Genomic DNA, 26,136 nt, shown 5'->3' with positions numbered 1-26,136 from the left:
GTGCATCAGCCCAGCAAATCCTCCGCGTCCAGGATACGCTGGGCCAGTTCGGCCAGCTTCAGGTTCTTGTTCATGGCCATGCTGCGCAGCTTCTGGAAAGCCTGGTCTTCCGTCATGTCGTGGCGCGACATGAAGATGCCCTTGGCGCGGTCAATCACCTTGCGCTCGGCCAGTTTCAGGCGCGTGCCTTCCAGCTCGTCCAGCAGTTGTTGTTCGCGGCGGAAGCGCATCAGCGCCACGTCCAGCACCGGTTTCACCCGCTCCGGCTGCAGGCCCGCCACCACATAGGCGGAAACGCCGGCTGCCATGGCGGCCTCCATGGAGGAGGCCTTGTCGTCTTCGGTGAACATGACGATGGGGCGGCGCTCATCGCGGGTGGCGATGACGATGTGCTCCAGCACGTCGCGCGCGTCCGACTCGGCGTCGACAATGATCATGTCGGGCTGCAGGCGGGCGATGTGTTCGGGCAGGTGGAAATCGGCGGGCAAGGAGGCCAGCAGCTCGTAGCCAGCCTCCGCCAGCCCGCTATGCAGGGCGTGGGCGCGTGCCTCGCTTTCGTGCGCGGGATGGATCAAAACGATGCGTAGCTGACGGTTCATGCCTCCTGACTTGCAAGAACCGCGCCAGCATCACATGGCGGGCACCGGCGTCACGCTGTGCGGATCCCAGAACAGCAGGTCTTGCGGCTGCCAGTGGTGGCGGTACAGGTGCTGCGGGCGCACGGCATGGGCCTGCAGTTCGTGCAGCACTTCGTCGCTCTCGGCGGCGCTGGCGCCGACCAGGCGCGTGGTGGCGGGATCGGCCACCAGCAGGGAGCGGCGGCCGGTTTCAGGATGCAGGCGCACCAGCGGCAGCGGTCCCGCCGCGCCATCCTGCTCGGCGCGCGCGCGGTGCACCACGCGCCGCAAGGCGGCCGGCAGGGTGTCGTAGGCCAGTTGCAGGTTGGCGAACAAGGCCACTTCGCCTTCCGATGCCAGCGAGTGGGCCACCAGGCGCCGCCCCAGCGCTTGCTGCCAGCGCGGCGCCAGGCGCTGGCGGCGGAACACCAGCAGGTAGTGGTCGGCCAGGGCCGATTGCAGGCGGTCGGCGTCGTCCTCGTCCAGGTCTTGCCGCAACTTGTAGTCGCTGATTTCGGCGCCGAGGGGCGCGTCGAGGATATTGATGTCAAAATGCTGGCGTTTCATGGCTGCAGTCTATGTCGCCCCGATTGCGTTGGAAACGAATCGTTTTTGATATTAATATGCGACTTTTGCAGAATACTGGACCGTTTATGGAGCGCACGACTTCCCCCTTCCACCTGATGCTGCTCGCCGTGGTGTGCGCAGTGCTGGCATGGTCCGGCATGGCGCCTTATGACCGCGTGACCTGGTGGCTGGAAGTGGCGCCCGTGCTGATCGCCGTGCCGCTGCTGGCTGCAACCTACCGCAGCTACCGCCTGACGGACCTGCTGTATGCGCTGGTGGCGGTGCATTGCGTGATTCTGATGGTGGGCGGTGCCTACACCTACGCGCGCGTGCCGTTCGGCTTCGACCTGCAGCAATGGCTTGGCCTGTCGCGCAACCCCTACGACCGGATCGGCCACTTTGCGCAGGGCTTCATCCCCGCCATGGTGGCGCGCGAAATCCTGCTGCGCGGGCGCCACGTCGCGCGCGGCAAGATGCTGGGCTTCATCGTGATCTGCATTGTGCTGGCGATCAGCGCCACCTATGAGCTGATCGAATGGGGCGCCGCCGTGGCGCTGGGCCAGGGTGCGGACGAATTCCTCGGCACCCAGGGCGACCAGTGGGATACGCAGTCGGACATGTTCATGGCGCTGCTGGGTGGCGCGGCCGCCCTGCTCACCCTCTCGCGCTGGCACGACCGCCAGCTCAAGGCCCTTTAAGCGCGCGCCGGGATGCTGGCCGCCATCCTCCCGGTTTTCCTGCTGATCATGCTGGGCGTGGCGATCCGCCGTGCGCAGTGGATGCCGGAGGACTTCTTCCCTTCGATGGAGAAGTTCTCCTATTTCATCGCCTTCCCCGCCCTGCTGTTCACCGGCATCGCAAAGCTCGACTTCCAGGGCCGGATGGTGGGCGAACTGGCGCTGGCCACCTTGTTGCCGACCTTGATCGTGGTCGGACTGACGTTATTGTTGCTGCTGCCCTGGCGCGGCCTGCCTGACGCCAGCCGCTCCTCCGTGATCCAGGGCGCGATGCGGCCCAACAGCTATTTCGGCATTGCCGTCTCGGCGCTGCTGTTCCCGCCGCAGATTAACGCGCTGGTGATGCTGGCATTGGCGCTTTGCCTGCCGGTGGTGAATGTGATCTCGATCCTGGCGCTGTCGTGGTGGAGCGGGCGCAAGGTGGCGCCGTCCGCCGTGGCGAAAACGCTGGCCACCAATCCCATCATCCTCGCCACACTGGCCGGCATTGGCGCCAGCGTGGGCGGCCTGGCCTTGCCGGCGCCGCTCCTGAACACCCTGGACATCCTCGGTAAATCAGCCCTCGCGCTGGGCCTGCTGTGCGTCGGCAGCGGCCTGGTGTTCTCGTTGGAAGGGCTGCGCCCCGCCGCCCTGGCGCTCACTTCCGCGCTCAAGCTAATGGCGCTGCCTTTGGTCGCGGCGCAAGTGTGCGCGTGGTTCGGCGTCAGCGAAGCCGTCACGCTGGCCGCCTGCTTCTACTGCGCCCTGCCCACCGCCCCCAACGCCTACATCATGGCCCGCCAGCTAGGCGGCGATGCGCGCCTGATGGCATCCCTGATCACCTTGCAAACGCTGCTGGCGGCGGTCACAATCCCCGCCGTCCGCCTGCTGGCGTTTTAATTACAGGCTAAACGGGTCGGCGGCGCTATAACGGCAAGCTGCCGGTAGCAGCCTTTACTGGATGTCGCCGTGCAGGCAACGCCAGACGATGTAGCCATCCTTGTCCCAGGCCGGCGCCATATAGAACGTCTGGCCAGCAAACGGCGGCTGATCCAGCGTAATCTCAAGCTGCGCCGTTTGCTGGTTCACCGCAATGCTGCGCACGCCGACGGGGACGCCTTCTTTGTAGCCTGCTTCTTCGATCGATGCGGGCAGGGACCAATGGTTACCATGGCAACCGATTAGAGCAGGCGCTCGGCCGCCGCGCGGCGCACGGTGTAGCTGCCAATATCGAAGCGGCGGGTGAGGTGGCGATAGTGGAAGGTGAAGCCGGGCCAGATCACCAGGTTGCGGCCGCGTGAATCGAGGTACCAGCTCTTGCAGCCGGTGTGCCATACCGTTCCTTTGAGCTTGCGCTGCAGTGTGCGGTTGTAGGCGCTTTGCACTTCCGGCTGCACCTCGACCGAATGCAGGCGGCCTTGCAGCACCTGGCGCACGCCGTCCACCGCGTAGCGCACGCTGGATTCGATCATGTACACCATGGAGTTGTGGCCCAGCAGGGTGTTGGGGCCGGTGATCATGAAGAAGTTGGGGAAGCCCGCCACGGTGGCGCCCTTGTAGGCGCCGGCGCCTTCTTCCAGCGCTTGCGCGAAGCTGCGGCCTTCGCGGCCGCGCAACTCGATCGGGCCATAGGCATGCTCCACATCGAAGCCGGTGGCGTAGATGATCACATCGACCGGGCGCTCTTCGCCGCTGCCGGTGACGATGCTGTGATCGCGGATTTCGCGGATACCGTCCTTCAGCACCTTAACGTTGGGCTGCCCGAGCGCCGGGTAGTAGTCATTGGTCAGCAGCACGCGCTTGCAGCCGAGCGTGTAGTCCGGCACCAGCTTGGCACGCAGCGACGGGTCGGGCACCTGGCGCTTGAGGTGGCGCAGGGCCTGCCACTCCATCACCTTCGCCAGCACCGGCATGAACAGGAACATGACCACGCGCGATTCGAACTGCACGTAATGCTTGGCGCGGTACAGTTGCTGCAAGGGTGGCACGCGAACCAGCAGCCATTGCTCGATGCGGGTGACGGCGCGGTCCGGGCGCGGCAGCACCCAGTGCGCGGTGCGCTGGTAGTGGTCCAGTTGCTGCACCTGCGGCTGGATCTCGGGCACGAACTGTACTGCGCTGGCGCCGCTGCCGATCACCGCTACGCGCTTGCCGCGCAGGTCGATGCTGTGGTCCCACTGGGCGGAATGGAAGCTGGCGCCGCGGAAGCGCTCCGCGCCCGGGAAATGCGGCTTGCTAGGGCGGCCCAGCAGGCCGATGGCGAAGATGACCGTGCGGGCGATGTATTCGCCCTTGCTGGTGGAAAGGCGCCAGCAGCCGCTCGCTTCGTCGAACTGCGCCGATTGCAGTGCGTGGCCGAGGCGCAGGTGCGGTTCCAGCGCATAGTCCTGCACCACGCGCTGGGTGTAGGCCAGCAGCTCATCCTGGCGCGGGAACAGGCGGCTCCAGTGCGCGTTCTGCGCGAAGGAGAAGGAATACAGGTGGCTCGGGATGTCGCATGCGGCGCCGGGATAGCTGTTGACGCGCCAGGTGCCGCCGAATTCCTCGTCCTTTTCCAGCATGACGAAATTGTCGATGCCTGCTTCTTTCAGCTTGATCGCGCTGCAGATGCCGCCGAAGCCGCTCCCTACGATCACCACATCGTATTCCATCGCCGCCCCCTGAATGGTTTGGCAGACTATAATTTTGCGTTAATAACAAGTCAATATGGAGGCAGGATGTTCTTAGTGTACGCATTAGGCGGCGCAGCGCTGGCCCTGGCGGCGGCCAACCGATTACTGCCTGTTCCAATGGCACGTGCGGCACTGGCGCTGGAACGCAAGCGCGCCCGGCTGACCCTGCGGCAAGCCTCCCTGCCTTACCTGGAGGGCGGCTCGGGCGACGAGGTACTGCTGCTGGTGCACGGCTTCGCCGGCGACAAGGACAACTTCACGCGCATCGCAGCGCATCTGGTGGGCCGCTACCGCGTCATCATCCCCGACCTGCCGGGCTTTGGCGATGCGCGGCGCGATCCCAGCGCCAGGCACGATATGGCGACCCAGGTGGAAAACCTGCGCGCCTTCATGGCGCAACTGGGCGTGGAGCGCTTCCATATGGGCGGCAATTCGATGGGCGGCTTCATCTCCGCCGAATATGCGGCGCGCTATCCGCAACAGGTAAAGAGCCTGTGGCTGCTTGATCCCGGCGGCACCGATGAAGCGATGGAGTCCCCAGCCTTCGAGCACTATCATACCGAGGGCAGGATGCCTTTGCTGGTACCCGCAGCGGACGCTTTCGAAGCGCTGATGGCGGCCTGCATGTCCAAGCCGCCTTACTTCCCCTACTGTATGAAGCATGTACTGGCACGGCGCGCCGTGGCCGACTACCCGCTGCACACGGCGATCATGAAGGAGCTGGTCGGCTCGCCGGGCCTGCAAGGCCCGATCACCACACCGGCCCTGATCGTGTGGGGAACCGATGACCGTATCCTCAGCCCGAAAGGCGCAGCCCCTACCAAGGCGCTCCTGCCGAACGCGCGCCTGATCATGATGGAGGGTATCGGCCACTTGCCCATGCTGGAAGCAACGCGCCGTACCGCGCGCGACTTCCTGGAATTCCAGCGCGAGCTGGGCGCGTAGCCCGGACCAGGCGTCAAGCCGGGCGGCCGGTCAGGGCGAAGGCGCGGGTGCGCTTGAGGAATTCATTGAACTGGGTGGCGTGCTCGGGGAAGCGCTCCTGGCCTTCGGTGAAGATGGCTGCCGCCTCGTCCAGGTGGCCCAGTTTCATCAGGCATTCGCCCTTGCTGAAGAAGGCCGCCATGCCTTCTTCATTGATGTACAGCGATTCTTCCAGGTCGCGCAAGGCCTTCTCGTACAGGCCCAGTTCCATGAAGTAGAACGCGCGCTTGTCCAGCGCCTCGATGTACGCGGGATACAGCTCAATCGCTTTCCCGTATTCATTGATGGCTTCAATGCGGCGGCCTTCGGTGCCATGCAGGCCGGCACGTTCGAAATGCTCGCGCGCCTTGCGCATGATGGTCTCGGCGTCCTGACCGGTCAGCTGCACGTACAACTCGAAGTCCATATACTTCAAGCCTTGCAGCTCAATGGCGCTGGCCGGCTGGTTGCCGATCAGCTCCCAGCCTTCCGCCAGCGACGTCGCGGCGCGCTGCGCGTGCGCCAGACGCACCGTGGCCTGCGCCAGCGCGGCCAGCACCGGCTTGTTGGGCAAGGGTTCATAGGTCAGGTAGTGCGCGGCCCCGCCATCGACGGCAAACACCTTCAGCGCCGACCAGCCCTGCCCGTTCGGCAGCGGCTGCACCAACACATCCCCCGCCTTGACGACAAGTTGCGGCGTCGGCTGGAACTGCGACGCCGACGGCGCGCGCAAGGAGGCGATGAATGTAGAGATGATTTTCAGCATGCACAGAAGTGTACATCTGAAAATGGGGTACGTCCCCATTTGTTTGGCAACAAAAAAGCCCGCTTGCGCGGGCTTCGGGGCTTACTGCTTGGCGCGCATTATGCGTATGCGGCCAGGCGGGCTTCGGTGCTGGGCTGCAGGTCGGCCAGGGACGAAATGTTCATGCCCAGGTCGTGCAGCAGGCCGTCCTTCAGGCCGTACACGAAGCCGTGCACGGTCAGTTCCTGGCCGCGCTCCCACGCGTCCTGCACGATGGTGGTCGAGCAGACGTTGGTGACTTGCTCCACCACGTTCAGTTCGCACAGGCGCTCGCTTTGCAGGCTGACTTCCGCCAGCGCGGAGCCGAGGTAGCGCTCGTGCTTCTGCGCCACGTCCTGCACATGGCGCAGCCAGTTGTCGACCAGGCCGACACGGCCGCCGGTCAGCGCGGTGTGCACGCCTTTGCAGCCGTAGTGGCCGACGATGATCACATGCTTCACCTTCAACACTTCGACGGAGAACTGCAGCACCGACAGGGCGTTCAGGTCGGAATGCACCACCACGTTGGCGATGTTACGGTGTACGAACACTTTGCCCGGCGGCAGGCCAAGCAGTTCGTTTGCCGGTACGCGCGAATCGGAGCAGCCGATCCACAGGTATTCCGGGCCAACCATGGACAGGTTGCGGAAGTAGTCAGGGTCTTGCGCGACCTTGGTTTCCGCCCATTTGCGGTTGTTTTCCAGCAGGTGCTTCATTACGTCGTCGCTCATATCACTCGTCTCTTATTCGAAGAAGTCTTTGACCTTGTCCATGAAGGACTTGGTCTGTGGGCTATGCTTCGAACCACCTTCAGTGGTCGATCGCTCGAATTCACGCAGCAGTTCTTTCTGCTTGTCGGTCAGCTTGACCGGGGTCTCAACGGCAACATGGCAGAACAGGTCGCCCGGATAACCGGAACGAACGCCCTTGATGCCTTTGCCCTTGAGGCGGAATGTCTTACCGGACTGGGTGCCTTCCGGAATGGTGAAGGACACCTTGCCATCCAACGTCGGCACTTCGATCTCGCCGCCCAGCGCCGCTTTGGCGAAGCTGATCGGCATTTCGCAGTGCAGGTCGTCGCCTTCGCGCTGGAACACGCTGTGCGGCTTGATGTGGATTTCCACATACAGGTCGCCCGGCGGTCCGCCGTTGGTGCCCGGCTCGCCATTGCCGGTGGAGCGGATGCGCATGCCGGAATCGATACCGACCGGGATCTTCACTTCCAGCGTCTTGTTACGCTTGATGCGGCCCGCGCCTGAGCACGATGGGCATGGCTCAGGAATGATCTTGCCGGTGCCGTGGCACTTGGGGCAGGTCTGCTGGATGCTGAAGAAGCCCTGCTGCATACGCACCTGGCCGTGGCCGCCGCAGGTGTTACAGGTGACCGGCGAGGTGCCCGGCTTGGCGCCGGAACCGTGGCAGGTGTCGCACTTGTCCCAGCTCGGCACGCGGATGGTGGTGTCGAAGCCGTGCGCGGCCTGTTCCAGGGTGATCTCCAGGTTGTAGCGCAGGTCTGCGCCGCGATAAACCTGCGGGCCGGAGGAACGGCCGCCGCGGCCACCGCCGCCGAAGATGTCGCCGAAGATGTCGCCGAAGGCGTCGCCGAAACCGCCGAAGCCGGCGCCACCGCCGCCGCCACCCATATTCGGGTCAACGCCGGCGTGACCGTAACGGTCGTACGCTTCGCGCTTCTCCGGGTTGGTCAGCATCTCGTAGGCCTCTTTGACCTCCTTGAACTTTTCCTCAGCCTCTTTGTTATCCGGATTACGGTCCGGATGGTATTTCATCGCGAGTTTGCGATAGGCTTTTTTGATTTCGTCGTCGGACGAGTTCTTAGCGACCCCGAGGATCTCGTAAAAATCACGCTTTGCCATGGTGTACCAATTTATGCGAAAAAGCCGAGCGAGCCCCCTCTGGATGCGCCGCTCGGCAGGTCAAACCTCAGACCGGATGGTGAAGCTTACTTGCTGTCTTTGACTTCCTTGAAGTCGGCGTCAACTACGTCGTCCTGCGCTGGCTTGGCTTCCGCGCCAGCGGCGCCTGCGCCTGCGCCTGCGGCACCGGCAGCACCGGCTGCGCCTTGCTGCGCCTGCATGTCAGCGTACATCTTCTCGCCCAGCTTCTGCGAAGCTTCGGACAGTGCTGCCACTTTGGCGTCGATCGCTGCCTTGTCGCCATCCTTCAGGGTGGCTTCCAGGTCGGTGATCGCAGCTTCGATCTTCTCTTTCTCGCCGCCTTCCAGCTTGTCGCCGTATTCGGTCAGGGACTTGCGGGTGGAGTGCACCAGCGCGTCGGCCTGGTTGCGCGACTCGGCCAGTTCCTTCAGCTTCTTGTCTTCTTCCGCGTTCAGTTCCGCGTCCTTCACCATCTTCTGGATTTCCTCTTCGGACAGGCCGGAGTTCGCCTTGATGGTGATCTTGTTTTCTTTACCGGTGGCCTTGTCTTTCGCGCCCACGTGCAGGATGCCGTTGGCGTCGATGTCGAAGGTCACTTCGATCTGCGGAGTACCGCGCGCTGCTGGAGGGATGCCCTCCAGGTTGAATTCGCCCAGGCCTTTGTTGCCTGCTGCGATTTCACGCTCGCCCTGGTACACCTTGATGGTCACGGCCGGCTGGTTGTCGTCGGCAGTCGAGAACACTTGCGAGAACTTGGTAGGAATCGTGGTGTTCTTGTGGATCATCTTGGTCATCACGCCACCCAGGGTTTCGATACCCAGGGACAGCGGGGTCACGTCCAGCAGCAGCAGGTCTTTACGGTCGCCCGACAGCACTGCACCCTGGATCGCGGCGCCAACAGCCACGGCTTCGTCCGGGTTCACGTCTTTACGTGGGTCCTTGCCGAAGAACTCTTTAACTTTTTCCTGCACCTTAGGCATACGGGTCATACCGCCGACCAGGATGATGTCGTCGATGTCGGACACTTTCACGCCGGCGTCCTTGATCGCGGTGCGGCAAGGCTCGATGGTGGCGGTGATCAGTTCCTCAACCAGGGACTCCAGCTTGGCGCGGGTCATCTTCAGGTTCAGGTGGACCGGGGCGCCGTTCGCCATGGCGATGTAAGGCTCGTTGATTTCGGTCTGCTGCGAGGACGACAGTTCGATCTTCGCGCGTTCGGCCGATGCCTTGATACGCTGCAGGGCGATTGGATCTTTTTTCAGGTCCAGGCCGTTGATCTTCTTGAATTCGTCGATGATGTAGTCGATCACGCGCTGGTCGAAGTCTTCGCCGCCCAGGAAGGTGTCGCCGTTGGTCGACAGCACTTCGAACTGCTTCTCGCCGTCCACGTCAGCGATTTCGATGATCGACACGTCGAAAGTACCGCCGCCCAAGTCATACACGGCGATCTTGCGGTCGCCCTTGTCGGTCTTGTCCAGGCCGAACGCCAGCGCAGCTGCGGTAGGTTCGTTGATGATGCGCTTGACTTCCAGGCCGGCGATACGGCCGGCGTCTTTGGTCGCCTGGCGCTGCGAGTCATTGAAGTACGCAGGCACGGTGATGACCGCTTCGGTCACTTCTTCGCCCAGGTAGTCTTCAGCGGTCTTCTTCATCTTGCGCAGCACTTCCGCGGAAATTTGCGGAGGAGCCAGCTTTTTGTCGCGCACGCCGATCCATGCGTCGCCGTTATCGGCCTTCATGATCTCGTAAGGCATCAGGGAGATGTCCTTCTGGACTTCCTTCTCCTGGAATTTACGGCCGATCAGGCGCTTCACCGCGAACAGGGTGTTCTTCGGGTTGGTCACTGCCTGGCGTTTGGCTGGTGCGCCAACCAGGATTTCACCGTCTTCCTGGTAGGCGATGATGGAAGGGGTGGTACGCGCGCCTTCTGCATTCTCGATAACCTTCGGCGTGCCATTTTCCATGATGGCGACGCAGGAGTTGGTGGTGCCCAGGTCAATACCGATAATCTTGCCCATGATATGTTCTTCCTTTAAATACGAAGTTTTGATTGCTTGTTATATGTGGAAAATCTAGTGTGATTTCAAGTGCTTACTTTGGCTGGGCAGCCGTCACGATGGCGGGACGCAGCAGGCGGTCCGCAATCATGTAACCCTTTTGCAGCACTGCTACAACGGTATTCGCTTCCTGCTCGGCAGGCACCATGGCCACGGCCTGGTGCTTGTTCGGGTCCAGCTTTTCGCCGGCCGCCGGCATGACTTCGATCAGGCGGTTGCGCTCGAAGGCGGAATTCAGCTGTTTCAGGGTCATTTCGACGCCTTCTTTCAGCGATTCCAGGGTCGGGTTTTCCACTTTCAGGGCCATTTCCAGGCTGTCTTTCACCGGCACCATGGCTTCGGCGAAGCTCTCGACAGCAAATTTGTGGGCTTTGGCCACATCTTCCTGGGCGCGGCGGCGGATGTTTTCGCCTTCGGCTTTGGCGCGCATGAATGCGTCGTGCATTTCGGCCAGTTTTGCCTCGGTCGCGGACAGCTGCGCTTCCAGGTCAGACATTGCTGGAGCTTCGGCTGGAGTCGCCTGGACGTCGGCCTGTTCCACTACTTCAGGGTTCTGGCTTGGCTGGTTTTCCTGGTCTTGCATCTAAAAGACTCCTACAAAAACATATTTGGTTGACTACTGCACGCGCAAGAAATGGGGCTTACCCATGCCTTTTCAAGGGGTATTCTGCCCCTGCGCGCAAAGGCCCGGCGCACGCCGGCGGGATGGATCCTGTAACAGCAGAGTTACAAATATTACAAAACTCAGAGATACGTTTACCGGGGGTTTTGACTAAGATGTATCTATGCGGCGCGTGGACGCCGCCCCCTCGGAGCGCACTATGAAGTTGCCATTTATAACAGCATCGGTCATCGCCTGGAGCTTCATTGCTACGGCGCTGATCATCTTCAGCGAACTCATCCCCTAACCAGCTATTTTAGCAGGTTAGCACTCGTCTCCTGCAAGTGCTAACAAAGGTCTTACCTGCGCGGCTTGCGCATGGACGACATGGTCGGCCAACCGATCATGTGCTGCTCGGCAATCTCGGTCAGGGCCGCGATCCAGGCCGGATGGCTGTTCAGGCAAGGGATATAGTTGAATTCCTTGCCGCCGTTGGACAGGAAGTCGTGCCTTACCTCCATGGCAATTTCTTCCAGGGTTTCCAGGCAGTCGCTGGTGAAGCCCGGGCAAATCACGTCCAGCTTGCGTACGCCGTCCTTGGCCAGCTGGGCCACGGTGGGGGCGGTGTAGGGCTGCAGCCACTCGGCCTTGCCGAAACGGGACTGGAACGTGACCAGGTACTGGTTCGCGTCCAGGCGCAGCTTCTCCGCCAGCAGGCGCGCCGTTTCCAGGCATTCGGCCTGGTAGGTGTCGCCCAGGTCGATGGTGCGCTTGGGTACGCCGTGGAAGCTCATCAGCAGCTTGTCGCCCCGGCCATGGGTTTCCCAATAGGCCAGCACGGTCTTTTTCAGGGCATCCACATACGCGTCGTGGTCGTGGTAGTCGCGCACGAAACGCAGCTCGGGGATGTTGCGCACCTTTTTATAGTGGTCGAACACGGCGTCGCTGACCGAGGCGGTGGTGGTGCCGGAGTATTGCGGATAGGCCGGCAGGACCAGGATGCGGTCGTGGCCGTCGGCTTTCAGCTTGTCCAGCACTTCCGGCAGCGAGGGCGAACCGTAGCGCATGGCCATGGCCACGGTCACGTCGTTGTGGCCGCGCTCGCCAAGCAGGCCGCGCAGCAGTTTGGCTTGCGCCTGGGTGTGGAACTTCAGCGGCGAGCCTTCGCTGGTCCAGATCGAGGCGTATTTTTGCGCCGACTGGCCGGAGCGGAACGGCAGGATGATGCCGTTCAGGATGAACCACCAGACCGCTTTCGGGATTTCCACCACGCGCGGGTCGGACAGGAATTCTTTCAGGTAGCGGCGCACGGCCCCGCGCGTTGGCGCGTCCGGGGTGCCAAGGTTGACCAGGACGACGGCGGTCTGGGTGACGGCGCCCTGGGGGATCGGAGGTTCTTTGGCAAACGGCATTGGTGGCTCTTTTCTGATTTGTTAGCCAACCATTATAAATTCAATCCTGCGGCGCCACCCAGACCAGGTTCCAGAGATGGCCGTCGATATCCTCGAAGCCCTGGTGGTACATAAAACCCTCGTCCTCGGGCGGGTGCGGGGTGGTGGCGCCGGCGGCGAGCGCCCTGGCAATCAGGCTATCCACCTCGGCGCGGCTTTCGCAGCTCAGGCAGATGATGACCTCATTGCCCTCTTGCGCCCGCACCACGGGCTTGTTGGTCAGCGACCGGAAAAAGGGCTCCGTCATCAGCATGGCCTGGACCGTGTCGCCGGCGATGTTCATGAACGCCGCCTCCTCGCTGCAGAACTCCTGCCGGAAGGTGAAGCCCAGCGCGGAAAAGAAGGCGCGCGACTTCTCCATCTCCCTGACCGGCAGGTTGAAAATGACTGATTTGTTCATGTCGTCTCCTCAAAGGTTGGGGGTACTGCCTGTATACGACGAACGGGAAGACGGGAAATCGACAACACCTGGGCATCTTATGTCTGTTTCCGCACTGAACGCTTGCAAGCCGCGACATATCTTAGATGCATGAAAACGCCCGTCAAAGCCCGCCGGCCCTCTCCCTTGTCGCTCGCCGCCTGGAGGCAGTTCCTCAAGGTGGCGAAACCCTATTGGCTGGGCGGGGAGAAGAAGCGCGCCTGGTGCCTGCTGGCGCTCCTGATCGTACTGATGCTGGTTGAGACCAAGCTGGCGGTCATGCTGAACGAGCAAACGGGTGAAATGACCTCGGCGCTGGCGGCTCGCAACGGCGACCGGTTCTGGAACTCGGTGCGCGATTGCCTGCTGGTGCTGGCGTTCGCAGTGCCGGTGTATGCCTTCTATTACTTTATGCGCGACCTGTTCGCCAACCAGTGGCGGCGCTGGCTCACCGGCCGCTTCCTGGACGGCTACCTGGACGCGCGTAAATACTATGAGCTGGGCGCGAACAGCGAGATCGACAACCCCGACCAGCGGATCAGCGAGGATATCAACACCTTCACCGGCCGCTCCACCCACTTCCTGCTGATCTTCCTCGGGTCGATCATGCAGCTGGTGGCATTCAGCGCGGTGCTGTGGTCCATTTCGCACATGCTGGTGGGGGTACTGGTGGTGTACGCGCTGGTCGGCACGGTGGTCGCGCTCTGGGTGTTCGGCAAGCCGCTGATCCACCTGAATTTCTGGCAACTGCGGCGCGAGGCGGACTTCCGTTTCAGCCTGATGCGCCTGCGCGAAAACGCCGAGTCCATCGCCTTCTATCGCGGCGAGGCGCAAGAGCGCGCGCATATCGACACCCGGTTCGAAAAAGTGATCCACAACTTTTCCCGCCTGATCGTCAAACAGCGATCGCTCAACCTGTTCCAGCGCAGCTTCAGCCAACTGACCCTGGTCATCCCCGGCATCATCCTGGCGCAGGACGTCTTGTCCGGCCAACTGGAAGTGGGCCGCGCCACCCAGGTCGTCGGCGCCTTTGCCGCCGTCCTCGCCGCCGTCGGCGTCATCGTCGAGAACTTTGAAAGCCTGAGCCGCTTCGTCGCGGGCCTGGGGCGCCTGCAAACCTTGTCGGCCCTGGTGCTGCCCAATGCGGAGCCGGAGGCCGCCCCCGGCGCATCCGCGACGGGCGAAGCAGCCGCCAGCGCACCGTGCATCGAACGCAAGCCAGGCCGGCACCTGGCGCTGGAATCCCTCACCCTGTACCCGCCGCAATCGGAGCGGGTCCTGATCAAGGACCTGAACCTCGCCCTGCAACCGGGCGATGCCCTGCTGATCACCGGCGAGAGCGGCTGCGGCAAAAGCTCCCTGCTGCGTGCCATTGCGGGACTGTGGCGCAGCGGCAGCGGCGAAATCCAGCACCCGCCCATGGAAGACTTTTTCTTCCTGCCGCAACAGCCCTACCTGCAGCACGGCACGCTGCGCAGCCAGATCATCTACCCGAGCGAAGCCACGGACCTGAGCGACGAACAGCTGACGGACATCCTGCAGACAGTGCAGCTGCCGCACCTCATCGAACAAGTGGGCGGCCTGGACGCGGTGCAGGACTGGGAAAAGATACTCTCGGTCGGCGAGCAGCAGCGACTGGCGTTCGCACGCGTGCTGGTGCACGAGCCGGCAATCGTCATCCTGGACGAAGCCACCAGCGCGCTCGACAGCGCCAATGAAGCGTCGCTGTATATCCGCCTGCGCGAGAGCGGAACCACCGTGATCAGCATCGCCCACCGCCCTGCCGTGTTGCGCCACCACACCCACGTGCTGCATTTCACCGGCGGCGGCGCATGGAAGCTGCATGACGCCGCCGAATTCCGATTCGACGGCCTGCCGCAAGAGGCCCCGCTTAAGAAGCCAGCAGCTCGCGCGCGTGCTTGCGTGTTGTCGCCGTGATTTCCAGGCCGCCCAGCATGCGCGCCACCTCTTCGATGCGCGCCTTCTGGTCCAGCACTTCGATGCGCGAGGCGGTGCGGCCGTTGTCCGAGGTGCCCTTGGCCACCTGGAAGTGCTGGTTGCCCTGGCTCGCTACCTGCGGCAAGTGCGTCACGCACAGCACCTGGCGCTCCTGGCCCAGGCGCTTGAGCAGGCGGCCCACCACTTCCGCCACGCCGCCGCCGATGCCGCTGTCGACTTCGTCGAAGATCAAGGTCGGCACCGTGGTCGCATGCGAAGTAATCACGGAAATCGCCAGCGAGATGCGCGCCAGCTCGCCGCCGGATGCCACCTTGGCCAACGGGCGCGGCGCCACGCCGGCATGGCCGGCCACCAGGAACTCCACCTGCTCCACGCCATAAGCCGTCGGCTCGCACGGCCGCAGCGCGATTTCGAAACGCCCGCCGCCCATGCTCAACTCCTGCATGCCCTGGGTGACGGCAGCGCCCAGCACCGCCGCCCCAGCCGCGCGCGCGGCCGACAGCTCCGCCGCCACCGCCAGGTAGGACGCTTTCAGTTTTTCTTCCTGCTTGCGCAAGCCTTCCAGGTCGGCCGCATCGGCCAGTTGCGCCAGCTTTTCGCTCAGGCGCACATGCTCGTCCGGCAGCTCGTCCGCCGGCACGCGGAATTTGCGCGAGGCCGAATGCAGCGCCTCCATGCGCGCATCGACTTCGCGCAGGCGCGCCGGGTCCAGCTCCACCCGGTCCATATAGTTATTCAGTGCGTACACCGACTCCTGCAGCTGGATGCGGGCCGACTCCAGCAAGTCCACCACCGGCTGCAGCTCGGCATCGACCGACACCAGCTTGCCCAAGCGCGACCCGATGGCCGTCACCTGCGACAGCACCGGGTGCTCGTCCGATTCGGACAGCACGCCCAGCGCCTCCTGCGCGCCCTCCAGCAGGCTGGCCGCATGCGACAGGCGCGAATGCTCGTTGCCGATATCGGCCCACTCGCCTTTTTTCGGCGCCAGCTTGTCCAGCTCCGCCACCTGCCACTCCAGGCGTTCGCGCTCGAACTGCAGGTTGGCCGCATTGGCCTCGTATTCCTCCAGCTGCTTCGACAGCGCGCGCCAGGCGCGGTAAGCCGCCGTCACGTCGCGCACATTGGCGCTGCACTGGTTGTCCAGCAGCTCGCGCTGCGAATCGGTCTTGAGCAGGGACTGGTGCGCGTGCTGGCCGTGGATGTCCACCAGCATATCGCCCAGCTCGCGCAACTGCCCCGCCGTCGCCGCGATGCCGTTGATGAAAGCCTTGGAACGGCCGGCGTTGTCGATCACCCGGCGCAGCAAGGCGCCGCCCTCCTCCACCGCGAATTCATTCGCGGCCAGCCAGGCTTGTGCCTGCGGCGTCACCGCGAAATCGGCTGTGATATCGGCTTTGGACGCGCCCTCGCGCACCATGCTGCCATCGCCCCGGCCGCCCAGCGCCAGCGTCAGTGCATCAATCAGGATGGATTTACCGGCACCGGTTTCGCCGGTGAAGACTGTGAAGCCAGGGGAAAATTCCAGTTCAATCGAATCAACAATAACGAAATCGCGGATGGACAGGGTTCGAAGCATCAGATTTTGCCGTCGGTAGAAGGGTATTCGTTCCAGTGCAGTTTTTCGCGCAGGGTGTTGTAGTAGCTCCAGCCTTCCGGATGCAGGAAGGTGATGGTGTGCGGCGACAGGCGGATGTGGATCCGGTCGCCGATCGCCGCGCTGGCGAAGGTCTGCATATCAAAATTCACGGTGATGTCCTTGCCGCGCTTGATCTCGATCACGATCTCACTGGAGTCGGGCAGCACGATCGGGCGGTTGGACAGGGCGTGCGGGGCGATCGGCACCATGACGATGCCGCCCAGCGTGGGGTGCAGCAGCGGGCCGCCAGCCGACAGCGCGTAGGCGGTGGAACCGGTCGGGGTGGAGATGATCAAGCCGTCCGAACGCTGGTTGTACATGAACTGGTTGTCGACATCGACGCTCAGCTCCACCATGCCGGCGCCGGCGCCGCGCGACACCACCACGTCGTTCACGGCGGTGCCGAAGAAGATGGCTTTGCCGTCGCGCACCACGCGCCCTTCGAGCAGGGTACGGCGCTCGGCCTTGTGGGTGCCGCCCAGGATACGGCCCAGCACGGGCAGCATGTCTTCCTGGCGGATATCGGTCATGAAGCCGAGGCGGCCCTGGTTGATGCCGATCAGCGGCGTGTCGTAGGACGCCAGCTGGCGCGCGATGCCGAGCATGGTGCCGTCGCCGCCCATCACCACCACCGCATCGGCGCGCTCGCCAATTCCCTGCACGCTCATGGAGGGGATGTCGGAAATGGCCAGGTGGTCGGCCGTATCGGATTCGAGGACGACGCTGAAGCCACCCTGTTTCAGGAAGTCGAGGACATCGCGCACCGGTTCTTCGATGCCGGTGGTATTCGGACGGACGACCAGGGCAATCGTGTTGTACAGCGGTGGCGTAGCGGACATATCAATCTCAGTCAAAATATGGGGGTGGCAACACGCAGCAGAGTAACCCATAATGCTTGCTCATGCCATGCATTGCGACGCAAGCCGGTACGCGAAAAAATACTCAATAAACACTGTATATTTGCACAGTATATAACAAGGGGAACAAGAATGGCAAAAGCACTGGGCGTCGGGGGGATCTTCTTCAAATCCAAGGACCCGCAAGCATTGATGACCTGGTACCAGGCTTGCCTGGGTTTGCCGGATGAATCGAAGGACTACGCCTCCTTCGCGCCGGCGCTGATGCCGGCCAACGGCGCCACCGTGTTCAGCCCGTTCAAAAGCACCACCTCCTACTTCGCCCCCTCCAAGCGCGAGTTCATGATCAATTTCGTGGTGGACGACCTGGACGGCGCGCTCAGGCAAGTGGCCGACGGCGGCGGCACCCTGGTCGGCGATGTTCAGTCGTTCGACTACGGCCGCTTTGGCTGGTTCATTGACCCGGACGGGAACAAGGTCGAGCTTTGGGAGCCGACTGCGACTGCTGCGGGGTAAGGAACTGCCCGGGCGCCAGTTGCACCACCTTGCGCCAGCTCGGCGAATGTGCGCGCCAGCGCTTTGACGCGGTTGGCGGTCACGATGAATGAGTAGGGCATCGGTTCTCCGCGATCGATCGCAGTCCTATGGTGTGCGCAAGGCGCCCCTCAGATGCTGATCCACCTCAAACGCAGGCCAGAAGCGGCTTTCCACCGGGCAATATGATGTAAAATTGAGCTATTAAGATCTCCGCCCCGTCCGATCCGCCACATCATGGAAGCCATCTCCGAAATTCAGACCGAACTTGAGCTCATGCGCCAAGACGCCAAGCGTCAGCTGCTGGGCACGATCGTGCTGGGCATCATGGCGGGCTTCCTGGCTTTCGTCGGACAAAGCGCCCTGGCCCAGGCACGCCCCCTGCTCGAACCCTCATTCGGCACTTGGCAATCGATCTACACATTCGTGCTGTGGGCGCTGGCCCTGGCCTGGCTGGCCGCCCTGGCCCAGCAGGCGCTCCACTTCCAGAGCATGAACGAGCGCTACGCCGCCCAATGCCGCCTCGACGCCATCTATCACGAGCGTGCCGTGCGCGCCCAGGTCGCCGAGGAACTGCGCCAGCGCCAGCGCGCCGAAAGCGATGCCCGCCAACACGACGTCAATGAGCGCGCCAAGCGCAACAAAAAAGTCGAACGCAGCACCAAATTCGACTATTAAGCGCCGCGCGTGACATTTCACGCATCTTTCACGAATAGCAAACTGGTAACCTTACGCCCAATTCTGCTGGGGAGATCCGTTTGCTAATCTTGTTCTTTGTGCCCATGGGCCGTTACGCCATTGGCAAACTCATGCCAAGAGGCGAAAAGGCAGGTGGCATTTGCGTCCCCGCCAGCATCCAGGCCGGTACCGGCCTGTTCCTGACGGCGCTGGCCGCGCTGGCGCCGGCGAGCGCTGAAACTGCAAGGCCCGGCCAACTGGATCGCGCAAGCTTGGCCGCAGCTGCCATCGACCAGCAGCTACGCAATGAAACCGAGATTAAACTCAGCCCGCTGGAAGACCCGGCACTGAGGCGCGTCGGCGCAGGCATCGCGGCGGCAGCGGTTCCGCGCTGGACGGGTACGCCGCAGATCACGGAAATTCCAACGCCGGATTCGGGCGACCGGCTCTACAAGATATCCTACGGCACCAGCACCTACTGCGCACGCATTCCGTCCCCGCGTATCGGCATCGACCGTTACGAAAGACTGCGCGCCAACAACCCCAGCATCAAATGCCCCCGCTAATGGAAACGCCTGACAATCTCTATGCCCCGCCCGGCGCCAACCTCGCGCCCGCCGCCCGGCACAGCCGCACTGCTCCCGTCTACATCATCGCGGCGTGGTGCTGCATTCAAATCACCGCCGTCGGGTACTTTATGGTTACCAACTGGCAGGCTCTACTGACACCGTTGCAGATGGGAGCCGAGTCCGTGCCTGGCTTTATCGGCCGCCTGCTATTCCCAATCCTGCTGTTTGTCGGCGGCCTGCAACTGTTCTTCATGCGCAAGTCAGCATGCTATGCATTCGGCCTCTACTTCGCATGGAGCCTGCAGAAGCTCTTATGGCAACCCGGCTCGGGACTGGGTCCATTCGATATCATGATCACTACCGGCATCTGGGTTTATTGCGTTCGCCTGCACCGTGCAGGAAAACTTAACTGAATGGCGGGCCGCGCATGAAAGACTACGAACGTATTGGTCGATTCATTTACGCCTTCCAGCGGACGTGCGGCTCTGCCGAAAGTCTGACCGGAGCTGGGCTCCCCCCGGGCGCCTCGCCCGAACTTGTCGCACGGGCCGCGAACCTGGCGCAAAGATTCAACCTGATCGCGAACGACTTCGCAGCAGCGACCGATGAAGAGTTTGCGTCAACGCTTGAGGAAGCGGCTGAAGTCAAAACTTTGATTGACAACGCAGGTAGCAAGGTTTGACCAAGCACTTCAGACTATCTTTCGCAGCAACTCTTGCGATGTGTGCCTCAACGCGTTCGCACGCGCAGGACACCACCTCATCTCCACTGGAAGCGAGGCCCAAAGCTTCCATACGCAACTGGATCTGGAAGATCCGATAGCTCGGACTGGCCGAGCATCAATGGGCCGTCATGATCCCCGCCGCCATGACGACCAGGATGGCGATCGTCAGCGATGCGCTATGCAACACCATCAGCAACAGCCAACGCCACAGTGTTCCCCAGCGCCCTTTCTCGTAGACGCGCTGCATGGCCCACGGCAGGTAGCCGCCGACCCAGCACAGGGCCAGGAACTTGATGAAGCCGTCCGGCAGCAAGAAGAATACGCCGAGCATCAGGAAGGCAAACGCATTGGTGTGCAATGCGAACAGGAAGTGCTCGCCGTAACGCCTACCGGTGCCGAGATAAAGCAACTTGAGCCACAGCGCGAACACCGGCATCAACAGGAAAATCGCATACGGCGCGTATTTGTAAAAGCCGACGATCAACAAATCGCCGCGCTTCTCGTTATCCATCTTGTCCCAGTCGTCGAAGGCTTTGAACACGCTCGGCGCCTCACGTTCCAGGACTTGCTCCAGCTTTTCGTTGACGATTTCCGGATGGGCTTTGGGTTGCGCCTTTTTCTCCGCAATGCTGCGCTCAATCTGCGCCTTCCGCTCCGGCGGAATGGGACGCGCGTCCAGGGTAATGAGATTCGTCCCGGTTAATTTCAGCACGGCGAAGAAGATGATGCTGAGCGACAGGTAGAGCCGCAGCGGTTCGACATAGCGTTTGCGGCGCCCGGCGAGGTATTCGTTGGTCAGCAGGCCGGGACGGAACACCAGCCGTTTGATCGAACCCCACAGCCGCCCTTCCAGCGCCACATAGTGGCCAATGAATTCGTGCATGAATTCGCTGAAGCTGGGCGCGTGCAGGCGTGTTTCCTGCCCGCAGTTCGCGCAAAAGTTTCCGGTAGTCGTGGCGCCGCAGTTGCGGCAGGTGTGATCGGTTGCATGGTCCATCCCATAATGCTACCGGCTTCTTAGCAGAATTGCACGTAGTCAAGGTGGCGACCGTTGGGGCCGCGCTTCGCTACCATGGCGTCATGGAGGGCCTGACCATGGAACCGAATAGCAAGGACCGCAAGATCAACACCCAGACGCCCGTGGACGGCAACGCCGGCAAACGCCTGCCACACGAGCGCGACGAGTCGCCGCAAGGCGAGAGTCAGCAGCGCACCCGGAGCGTGATGCGCCAGGCGGCGGAGGATGTCGAGCAGGGCCTGGTGGACACCGACCTGCACGGCAAGCCGGGCCTGCAAAAGCCGCAACCCGGCAACCAGTCCGGCGGTGGCGACGCTCAGGCGAATCCCCTGCCCGGCACCAAGCGCGACTGAGCCCCGCCATGCGCGCCCCGCTCTTTTCCGCGCTGATTGGCCTGGCCTGCCTGGCTGCCGGCGCTGCACTGGCCCAGACCTACCCGACAGGCTGGGGTCCCAACCCGGTCCTGCCGGAACCGGACAAAAAGCTGATCCCCACCACCAAAGTGGCGCCGGTCGAGCGCTGGCAGGGCAACGACAAGCCGGTGCCTGCCGCCGGCTTCGGCGTGTCCGCCTTTGCGCGCGACCTCGATCACCCGCGCTGGCTATACGTGCTGCCGAACGGCGATGTGCTGGTGGCGGAGTCGGCCGCGCCACCCAAGCCGGAGGATGGCAAGGGCATCAAGGGCGCCATCATGAAGCATATGATGAAGAAGGCCGGCTCGGTCACGCCCTCGGCCAACCGCATCACGCTGCTGCGCGATGTCGATGAACATGGCGTGGCGCGAACGCGCAGCATCTTCATCAAAGACCTGAACTCGCCATTCGGCATGGTGCTGGTGGATAAAGACCTGTATGTCGCCACCACCGATGCGGTGCTGCGCTTCCCCTACACCGAGGGGGCGACCGCGATCGGCACGCCCGGCACCAAGGTGATGGACTTGCCGGCCGGGCCGCTGAACCACCATTGGACCAAGAACATCACCGCCAGCCCGGATGGACGCTTCCTGTACATGACGGTGGGCTCCAACAGCAACGTGGCCGAGAATGGTATGGAGAAGGAGGAAGGCCGCGCTGCGATCTGGGAGTACGAACGCGCCAGCGGCAAGTCGCGCCTGTTCGCGACCGGCTTGCGCAACCCGAACGGCATGGCCTGGGAACCGAAGACCAAGGTGCTGTGGACCGTGGTGAATGAGCGCGATGAGCTGGGCGACGACCTGGTGCCGGATTACCTGACGTCGGTGAAGGATGGCGGTTTCTATGGCTGGCCGTACAGCTACTTCGGCCAGCGGGTGGATGCGCGGGTCAAACCGCCGCGTCCGGATATGGTGCAGAAGGCGCTGATGCCGGATTACGGCCTGGGTTCGCACACGGCGTCGCTGGGGCTGGCGTTCTACGATGCGAAACTGTTCCCGGCCAGCTGGCAGGGCGGCGCGTTCATCGGACAGCATGGCTCGTGGAACCGCCGGGAATTCGCCGGCTATAAGGTGGTGTTTGTGCCGTTTGCGGATGGCCGCCCTTCGGGGCCGCCGGTGGATTTCTTGATCGGTTTTTTAACGCGCGATGGCAAGGCCAAGGGGCGTCCGGTGGGCGTGGCGCTGGATAAGTCGGGGGCGCTGCTGGTGGCGGATGATGTGGGCAATGTGGTGTGGCGGGTGGCGCCGGCAGCGGCGGCGGCGCGCTGATACAATTGGCCTATGCGAATCCTACACACGATGCTGCGGGTTGGTGACCTGCAGCGATCCATCGATTTTTACACCAAGGTGCTGGGCATGCAGCTTCTGCGTACCAGTGATAATCCTGAATACAAGTACACGCTGGCTTTCCTGGGCTACGGGCATAACCCGGAGCATGCGGAGCTGGAGCTGACCTATAACTACGGCGTGGACAAGTACGATATGGGCAATGCTTACGGCCATATCGCTATTTCAGCTGAGGATATTTATTCGGCCTGCGAGGCGGTGCGCGCGAACGGCGGAAATGTGACGCGGGAGCCTGGGCCGGTTAAAGGCGGGGCGACTGTGATCGCGTTTGTGACCGATCCGGATGGGTACAAGATTGAGCTGATTGAGCGCAGCTTTGAGGGGCAGGGAGCGGGGTTGCGTTGAAACCCCGAACCCGGGAAACCAGGGTCTGACCCAAGGGTCAGACCCCGTCAATGCAACGGCCGCGGGTTAGTGCTGCAGCAGTGCGTTGATCGGCGCCAGATCCTCTTCCTTCAGGGAACCGGCTGCAGACTTCAGGCGCAGGCCATTCATGATGGTGTCATAACGCGCCTTGGACAGGTCCTTCTGCGTGGTGTACAGCTGGCGCTGGGCATTCAGCACGTCGATATTGATACGCACGCCCACCTGGTAACCCAGCTTGTTCGACTCCAGCGCCGACTTGGACGACACTTCCGCCGCCTCCAGCGCCTTCACCTGCGCCAAGCCGCTGTTCACGCCCAGGAAAGCCTGGCGCGCAGTCTGCGCAGCCTGGCGGCGCGACGCCTCCAGATCATTGCGCGCCTTGTCTTCCAGCGCGATCGACTCACGCACCTTGCTGGTCACCGCAAAGCCGTTAAAGATCGGCACATTCCAGCTCACGCCAATCGCATTGTTCTTGTTGATGCCGCCGGAAATGCCGGTCGATGTCTGGCGCGTCGAGTTAGCCACCAGGTCCAGGGTCGGCATATGGCCCGCGCGCTGCTTGCTGATTTCGCGCTTGGCGATTTCCACATTCAGCTTGGCGCCGGTCACGCCGTAGTTCTGCTCTTCCGCAGCCGACACCCATGGCTCCAGCGTGGCAGGCTGCGGGCTGGCGATCGCCACGCCGGTGCGCAGCGGCGCCAGGGCGCCCGGCACCGTGCCGATCACCTGCTGCAGCGCGGTGCGCTTCACTTCCAGATCGTTAATGGCCGCGTACTCCTGCGCCACCACCAGGTCGTATGCCGCTTGCGCTTCATGCGTATCGGTGATGGTCTGGGTACCTACTTCGAAATTGCGCTTGGCCGATGCCAGCTGTTCGGTGGTGGCAGCCTTCTGCGCCTGGGTCGCGGTCAGGTTGTCCTGCGCGGTCAGCACGTCGAAGTAAGCCTGCGACACGCGCAGGATCAGGTTCTGCTGCTCTTGCGCGAAAGTCGCTTCCGCAGCGGCAGCGGACAGCTTGCTCTGCTGGTAGCCTTCCCAATTGGCCCAGCGGAACAGCGGCTGCGTCAGTTGCACCTGCATCAGGCCGCTGTAGTTTTCCGCATCAGCGAAACCCAATTTGTTCTTCGACACCTCGCCATCGTTCTTCATATTGTTACCGCTGGCGGCGATGGTAGGCAGCAGCAGAGCGCGTCCCTGGGTCGTGCGTTCCTGGCCGGCCGACAGCGCGGCACGCGCACTGGCGTAGGTGGCGTCGTTGGCGAGCGCCTGTTTATACACCTGGACCAGGTCAGCCGCCTGAGCATTCAGCGAGAACAGTGCGCTGGATACCAGCACGGCGAGAAGGGATTTCTGCATTTGCATCTCCGTTGGAGTCGTCAAAAAGGGTTAGTTTTCGTGCCTTAGTACTTCGGCATGGCGCTGTCCACCTGCACAGCCCAGGCGTGAATCCCGCCTGTCAGATTGCTTACCTTGCTGAAACCGTGATGCTCAAGGAAGGCTGCCACGTTGAGGCTGCGCGCCCCGTGGTGGCAGATGCAGACGATTTCTGCATCCTCGTCGAGATCGTCGATGCGGGCCGGTATGGTCTGCATCGGCATCAGGGTCGAGCCTGCGATATGGCAGGTCTCGTATTCCCAGTTCTCGCGCACGTCCAGCAGGAATGGCTTGGCGCGGCTGTCGTTATTCAGCCAGTCAGCCAGTTCCGGTGCGGTAATGTGCTGCATTGCCGTTCCCTTAGAAAGTGAACGACGAAGGTTTCACCGCCAGGTCCAGCGGTTTGACATCGGTTTCAAACAGTTTGACGGTGTCGTAGCCATGGTCGCCGGTGCGGGTGATGCGGTGCGCGGACATCACTGGCGATTCGCCAATGATGGCCACGATGCGGCCGCCTACCTTCACTTGCTGCAGCACTGCTTCCGGCAGTACCGGCAGCGAGCCGGAGAACACGATCACGTCGAACGGCGCGCCGTTGGACCAGCCCTGGGCGCCATTGCCCAGTTCCACGGTCACATTGGTAATGCCATTGTCCGCCAGGTTCTTTGCCGCCAGCGCCTTCAGTTCAGGCGCGATTTCCACGGCGGTCACGTGGCGTGCGCGGTGGGCCAGCAGGGCGGCCAGATAGCCGGTGCCGGCGCCGACCAGCAGCACGTTTTCATGTTTTTTGATCTGCGCATCTTGCACGATGCGCGCTTCCAGCTTCGGGGTCAGCATTTGCTCGCCACCCGGCAGCGGGATGAAAGTGTCGACAAAAGCCAGGTTCTTGTAGGCTTCTGGCACGAAATTCTCGCGTTTTACGACCAGCAACAGATCGAGTATGTCCGTATCCAGCACATCCCAAGGGCGGATTTGCTGTTCGATCATGTTGAAACGGGCTTGTTCGATATTCATCTTGTTGACTCGGTGAGGGATAAATAATCCGTCATTTTATCGTTTGTCTGGTCAGGTGGGCATATTAACGATTAAGACAACGGCTTGCGGGAAATTGCGACAGTCTGCAGATTTTGGGGGGTGAACGACCAAAATCCGCAATCTATGGGTTTTTTTGCGGGGCCAGGCCTTGCTGTACCAGGCCGAGGAAGGTGTCCATGAAGGCGTCGGCGTCGATGGTGTCGTGCGTCTCGCAGGGGAAGAAGCTGTGTTTCCACATCATCAGGGTCATCACTGGGGCGATCAGCACATTGGTCATCATGACCGGATCGACCGGGCGGAACTCGCCGCGCGCCACGCCGCGTTCCAGGATGCCGGTCAGCAGCGCGCTGCCGCGCTCGATGACTTCCTCATTATAGAACTGGGCCAGCTCGGGGAAATTGCCGGATTCGGCCATCATCAGCTTGGTCAGGCCGGCGGCCTTGGTGGCGCCGACCTGGGTCCACCAGCGGCGCAGCATCTGGCGCAGCAATTCGCAGCTGGACATGCCTTCGGCAGCGGCGGCGTCGCTTTCGGCCTGGCCGATGGTTTGCACGATGGTTTCGCGCACCACGGCTTTAAATAGTTCCTGCTTGTTTTCGAAATACAGGTAAAGCGTGCCCTTGGAGACGCCGGCGGCGCGCGCCACGTCCTCCAGGCGGGTGGCGGCAAATCCGCGATCGACGAACAGCTCCAGCGCGGACGCCAGCAATTCCTGCGGTCGCGCGTCCTTGCGCCGCTCCCAGCGTGGCTTGGTATCAGTCGGGGCTTGCATGATTAAAGTTGCGATCAGGTAACTTACTTATGAGTCATTAATGGTAGATGCCACCCTTCACCGCGTCAAGTCACAGATTTTTGGCCCTCCGCCATCCCCCTGCCCAGCCAG

30 protein-coding genes are annotated in these 26,136 nt (G+C 62.4%); 12 read left to right on the top strand and 18 right to left on the bottom strand.

All coding sequences use genetic code 11. From position 1 onward, the window contains the following. Positions 1–5: 5 nt before the first annotated feature. Both GTP41_RS01125 and GTP41_RS01120 read right to left on the bottom strand, forming a co-directional pair. Positions 6–599 carry an ANTAR domain-containing response regulator gene (locus GTP41_RS01125; RefSeq protein ID WP_161023707.1) on the bottom strand — a complete coding sequence of 198 codons (594 nt, stop codon included), beginning with the start codon at positions 597–599 and terminating at the stop codon, positions 6–8. 30 nt (positions 600–629) lie between these two features. Next, positions 630–1,184, bottom strand: coding sequence for a TauD/TfdA dioxygenase family protein (locus GTP41_RS01120; RefSeq protein ID WP_161023706.1), 555 nt, complete (start codon positions 1,182–1,184; stop codon positions 630–632). A gap of 86 nt (positions 1,185–1,270) precedes the next feature. Here GTP41_RS01120 and GTP41_RS01115 point away from each other — a divergent pair, with 86 nt between their 5' ends. Together GTP41_RS01115 and GTP41_RS01110 are read left to right on the top strand one after the other, a co-directional pair. Beyond that, positions 1,271–1,882 carry a DUF2238 domain-containing protein gene (locus GTP41_RS01115; protein WP_202419567.1) on the top strand — a complete coding sequence of 204 codons (612 nt, stop codon included), beginning with the start codon at positions 1,271–1,273 and terminating at the stop codon, positions 1,880–1,882. A 12-nt stretch (positions 1,883–1,894) separates the two neighbouring features. Further along, positions 1,895–2,800 carry an AEC family transporter gene (locus GTP41_RS01110; protein WP_161023705.1) on the top strand — a complete coding sequence of 302 codons (906 nt, stop codon included), beginning with the start codon at positions 1,895–1,897 and terminating at the stop codon, positions 2,798–2,800. Between the two features lie 54 nt (positions 2,801–2,854). Here the strand turns inward: GTP41_RS01110 and GTP41_RS01105 are convergent, their stop codons facing one another. Continuing rightward, on the bottom strand, positions 2,855–3,004 hold the full coding sequence (locus GTP41_RS01105; RefSeq protein ID WP_161023704.1) for a hypothetical protein: 150 nt from the start codon (positions 3,002–3,004) through the stop codon (positions 2,855–2,857). 77 nt (positions 3,005–3,081) lie between these two features. Further along, on the bottom strand, positions 3,082–4,551 hold the full coding sequence (locus tag GTP41_RS01100) for a flavin-containing monooxygenase (protein WP_161023703.1): 1,470 nt from the start codon (positions 4,549–4,551) through the stop codon (positions 3,082–3,084). Positions 4,552–4,617: 66 nt separating this feature from the next. On the opposite strand from GTP41_RS01100, the gene GTP41_RS01095 reads away from it, so the two are divergent. Continuing rightward, the gene (locus GTP41_RS01095) at positions 4,618–5,517 is read left to right on the top strand and encodes an alpha/beta fold hydrolase (protein WP_161023702.1); all 900 of its coding nucleotides are present in this window, start codon (positions 4,618–4,620) and stop codon (positions 5,515–5,517) included. A gap of 13 nt (positions 5,518–5,530) precedes the next feature. Here the strand turns inward: GTP41_RS01095 and GTP41_RS01090 are convergent, their stop codons facing one another. From GTP41_RS01090 to GTP41_RS01060, 7 genes are all read right to left on the bottom strand, one after another. Beyond that, positions 5,531–6,301, bottom strand: coding sequence for a tetratricopeptide repeat protein (locus GTP41_RS01090; RefSeq protein ID WP_161023701.1), 771 nt, complete (start codon positions 6,299–6,301; stop codon positions 5,531–5,533). Between the two features lie 98 nt (positions 6,302–6,399). Continuing rightward, entirely contained in the window at positions 6,400–7,050 is a 651-nt protein-coding gene (locus GTP41_RS01085) for a carbonic anhydrase (RefSeq protein WP_229502691.1), read from the bottom strand. Positions 7,051–7,062: 12 nt separating this feature from the next. Then, complete coding sequence (dnaJ, locus tag GTP41_RS01080; protein ID WP_161023700.1) at positions 7,063–8,193, bottom strand: molecular chaperone DnaJ; 1,131 nt, start codon at positions 8,191–8,193, stop codon at positions 7,063–7,065. An 86-nt stretch (positions 8,194–8,279) separates the two neighbouring features. Then, positions 8,280–10,232: a molecular chaperone DnaK gene (dnaK, locus tag GTP41_RS01075; RefSeq protein WP_161023699.1), complete on the bottom strand. Its 1,953-nt coding sequence runs from the start codon at positions 10,230–10,232 to the stop codon at positions 8,280–8,282. 73 nt (positions 10,233–10,305) lie between these two features. Continuing rightward, positions 10,306–10,854 (bottom strand): nucleotide exchange factor GrpE, encoded by a 549-nt coding sequence (gene grpE, locus GTP41_RS01070; RefSeq protein ID WP_161023698.1) that lies wholly within the window; start codon positions 10,852–10,854, stop codon positions 10,306–10,308. Positions 10,855–11,231: 377 nt separating this feature from the next. Then, positions 11,232–12,284, bottom strand: a complete 1,053-nt coding sequence (gene hemH, locus GTP41_RS01065) for a ferrochelatase (protein WP_161023697.1) — start codon at positions 12,282–12,284, stop codon at positions 11,232–11,234. Between the two features lie 40 nt (positions 12,285–12,324). Beyond that, positions 12,325–12,723 carry a VOC family protein gene (locus tag GTP41_RS01060; protein ID WP_161023696.1) on the bottom strand — a complete coding sequence of 133 codons (399 nt, stop codon included), beginning with the start codon at positions 12,721–12,723 and terminating at the stop codon, positions 12,325–12,327. Positions 12,724–12,852: 129 nt separating this feature from the next. On the opposite strand from GTP41_RS01060, the gene GTP41_RS01055 reads away from it, so the two are divergent. Further along, positions 12,853–14,679 (top strand): ABC transporter ATP-binding protein/permease, encoded by a 1,827-nt coding sequence (locus tag GTP41_RS01055; RefSeq protein ID WP_161023695.1) that lies wholly within the window; start codon positions 12,853–12,855, stop codon positions 14,677–14,679. Here GTP41_RS01055 and recN read toward each other — a convergent pair. Further along, entirely contained in the window at positions 14,633–16,279 is a 1,647-nt protein-coding gene (gene recN, locus GTP41_RS01050; protein ID WP_161023694.1) for a DNA repair protein RecN, read from the bottom strand. The two genes, GTP41_RS01055 and recN, sit on opposite strands and share 47 nt — an antisense overlap. Further along, complete coding sequence (locus tag GTP41_RS01045; protein WP_161023693.1) at positions 16,279–17,178, bottom strand: NAD kinase; 900 nt, start codon at positions 17,176–17,178, stop codon at positions 16,279–16,281. The genes recN and GTP41_RS01045 overlap by 1 nt, the downstream gene beginning before the upstream one ends. Before the next feature lie 150 nt (positions 17,179–17,328). Here GTP41_RS01045 and GTP41_RS01040 point away from each other — a divergent pair, with 150 nt between their 5' ends. The 5 genes from GTP41_RS01040 to GTP41_RS01020 all read left to right on the top strand — a co-directional run bounded on the left by GTP41_RS01040 (position 17,329) and on the right by GTP41_RS01020 (position 19,659). After that, positions 17,329–17,712, top strand: a complete 384-nt coding sequence (locus tag GTP41_RS01040; RefSeq protein ID WP_161023692.1) for a VOC family protein — start codon at positions 17,329–17,331, stop codon at positions 17,710–17,712. Positions 17,713–17,967: 255 nt separating this feature from the next. Further along, positions 17,968–18,408 (top strand): hypothetical protein, encoded by a 441-nt coding sequence (locus GTP41_RS01035; RefSeq protein WP_161023691.1) that lies wholly within the window; start codon positions 17,968–17,970, stop codon positions 18,406–18,408. Positions 18,409–18,488: 80 nt separating this feature from the next. Further along, positions 18,489–18,974 (top strand): hypothetical protein, encoded by a 486-nt coding sequence (locus tag GTP41_RS01030; protein WP_161023690.1) that lies wholly within the window; start codon positions 18,489–18,491, stop codon positions 18,972–18,974. Then, on the top strand, positions 18,974–19,390 hold the full coding sequence (locus tag GTP41_RS01025) for a hypothetical protein (RefSeq protein ID WP_161023689.1): 417 nt from the start codon (positions 18,974–18,976) through the stop codon (positions 19,388–19,390). The genes GTP41_RS01030 and GTP41_RS01025 overlap by 1 nt, the downstream gene beginning before the upstream one ends. A gap of 14 nt (positions 19,391–19,404) precedes the next feature. Further along, complete coding sequence (locus tag GTP41_RS01020) at positions 19,405–19,659, top strand: hypothetical protein (RefSeq protein ID WP_161023688.1); 255 nt, start codon at positions 19,405–19,407, stop codon at positions 19,657–19,659. Between the two features lie 157 nt (positions 19,660–19,816). On the opposite strand, the gene GTP41_RS01015 is transcribed toward GTP41_RS01020, so the two are convergent. Beyond that, positions 19,817–20,584, bottom strand: a complete 768-nt coding sequence (locus GTP41_RS01015) for a DUF3667 domain-containing protein (RefSeq protein ID WP_229502690.1) — start codon at positions 20,582–20,584, stop codon at positions 19,817–19,819. Between the two features lie 212 nt (positions 20,585–20,796). Here GTP41_RS01015 and GTP41_RS01010 point away from each other — a divergent pair, with 212 nt between their 5' ends. From GTP41_RS01010 to gloA, 3 genes are read left to right on the top strand one after another with little or no spacing between them, the layout of a single operon-like run. Next, a complete protein-coding gene (locus GTP41_RS01010; RefSeq protein ID WP_202419566.1) occupies positions 20,797–21,072 on the top strand; it encodes a hypothetical protein in 276 nt (91 codons plus the stop codon). Between the two features lie 8 nt (positions 21,073–21,080). After that, on the top strand, positions 21,081–22,400 hold the full coding sequence (locus GTP41_RS01005; protein WP_161023686.1) for a PQQ-dependent sugar dehydrogenase: 1,320 nt from the start codon (positions 21,081–21,083) through the stop codon (positions 22,398–22,400). 12 nt (positions 22,401–22,412) lie between these two features. Continuing rightward, on the top strand, positions 22,413–22,823 hold the full coding sequence (gene gloA, locus GTP41_RS01000) for a lactoylglutathione lyase (RefSeq protein WP_161023685.1): 411 nt from the start codon (positions 22,413–22,415) through the stop codon (positions 22,821–22,823). 66 nt (positions 22,824–22,889) lie between these two features. On the opposite strand, the gene GTP41_RS00995 is transcribed toward gloA, so the two are convergent. The 4 genes from GTP41_RS00995 to GTP41_RS00980 all read right to left on the bottom strand — a co-directional run bounded on the left by GTP41_RS00995 (position 22,890) and on the right by GTP41_RS00980 (position 26,025). Further along, positions 22,890–24,200: a TolC family outer membrane protein gene (locus GTP41_RS00995; RefSeq protein WP_161023684.1), complete on the bottom strand. Its 1,311-nt coding sequence runs from the start codon at positions 24,198–24,200 to the stop codon at positions 22,890–22,892. 44 nt (positions 24,201–24,244) lie between these two features. After that, positions 24,245–24,568: a rhodanese-like domain-containing protein gene (locus GTP41_RS00990; RefSeq protein ID WP_161023683.1), complete on the bottom strand. Its 324-nt coding sequence runs from the start codon at positions 24,566–24,568 to the stop codon at positions 24,245–24,247. A gap of 10 nt (positions 24,569–24,578) precedes the next feature. Continuing rightward, positions 24,579–25,232, bottom strand: a complete 654-nt coding sequence (locus GTP41_RS00985; protein ID WP_161023682.1) for a protein-L-isoaspartate O-methyltransferase family protein — start codon at positions 25,230–25,232, stop codon at positions 24,579–24,581. Between the two features lie 142 nt (positions 25,233–25,374). Continuing rightward, entirely contained in the window at positions 25,375–26,025 is a 651-nt protein-coding gene (locus GTP41_RS00980; protein ID WP_161023681.1) for a TetR/AcrR family transcriptional regulator, read from the bottom strand. Positions 26,026–26,136 lie beyond the last annotated feature (111 nt).

Origin of the sequence: Pseudoduganella guangdongensis (assembly GCF_009857475.1) — a bacterium.
GTDB lineage: Bacteria > Pseudomonadota > Gammaproteobacteria > Burkholderiales > Burkholderiaceae_D > Rugamonas > Rugamonas guangdongensis.
Note: the sequence above shows the minus strand (reverse complement) of the source record. Positions and strands in the feature narration are given on the sequence as shown.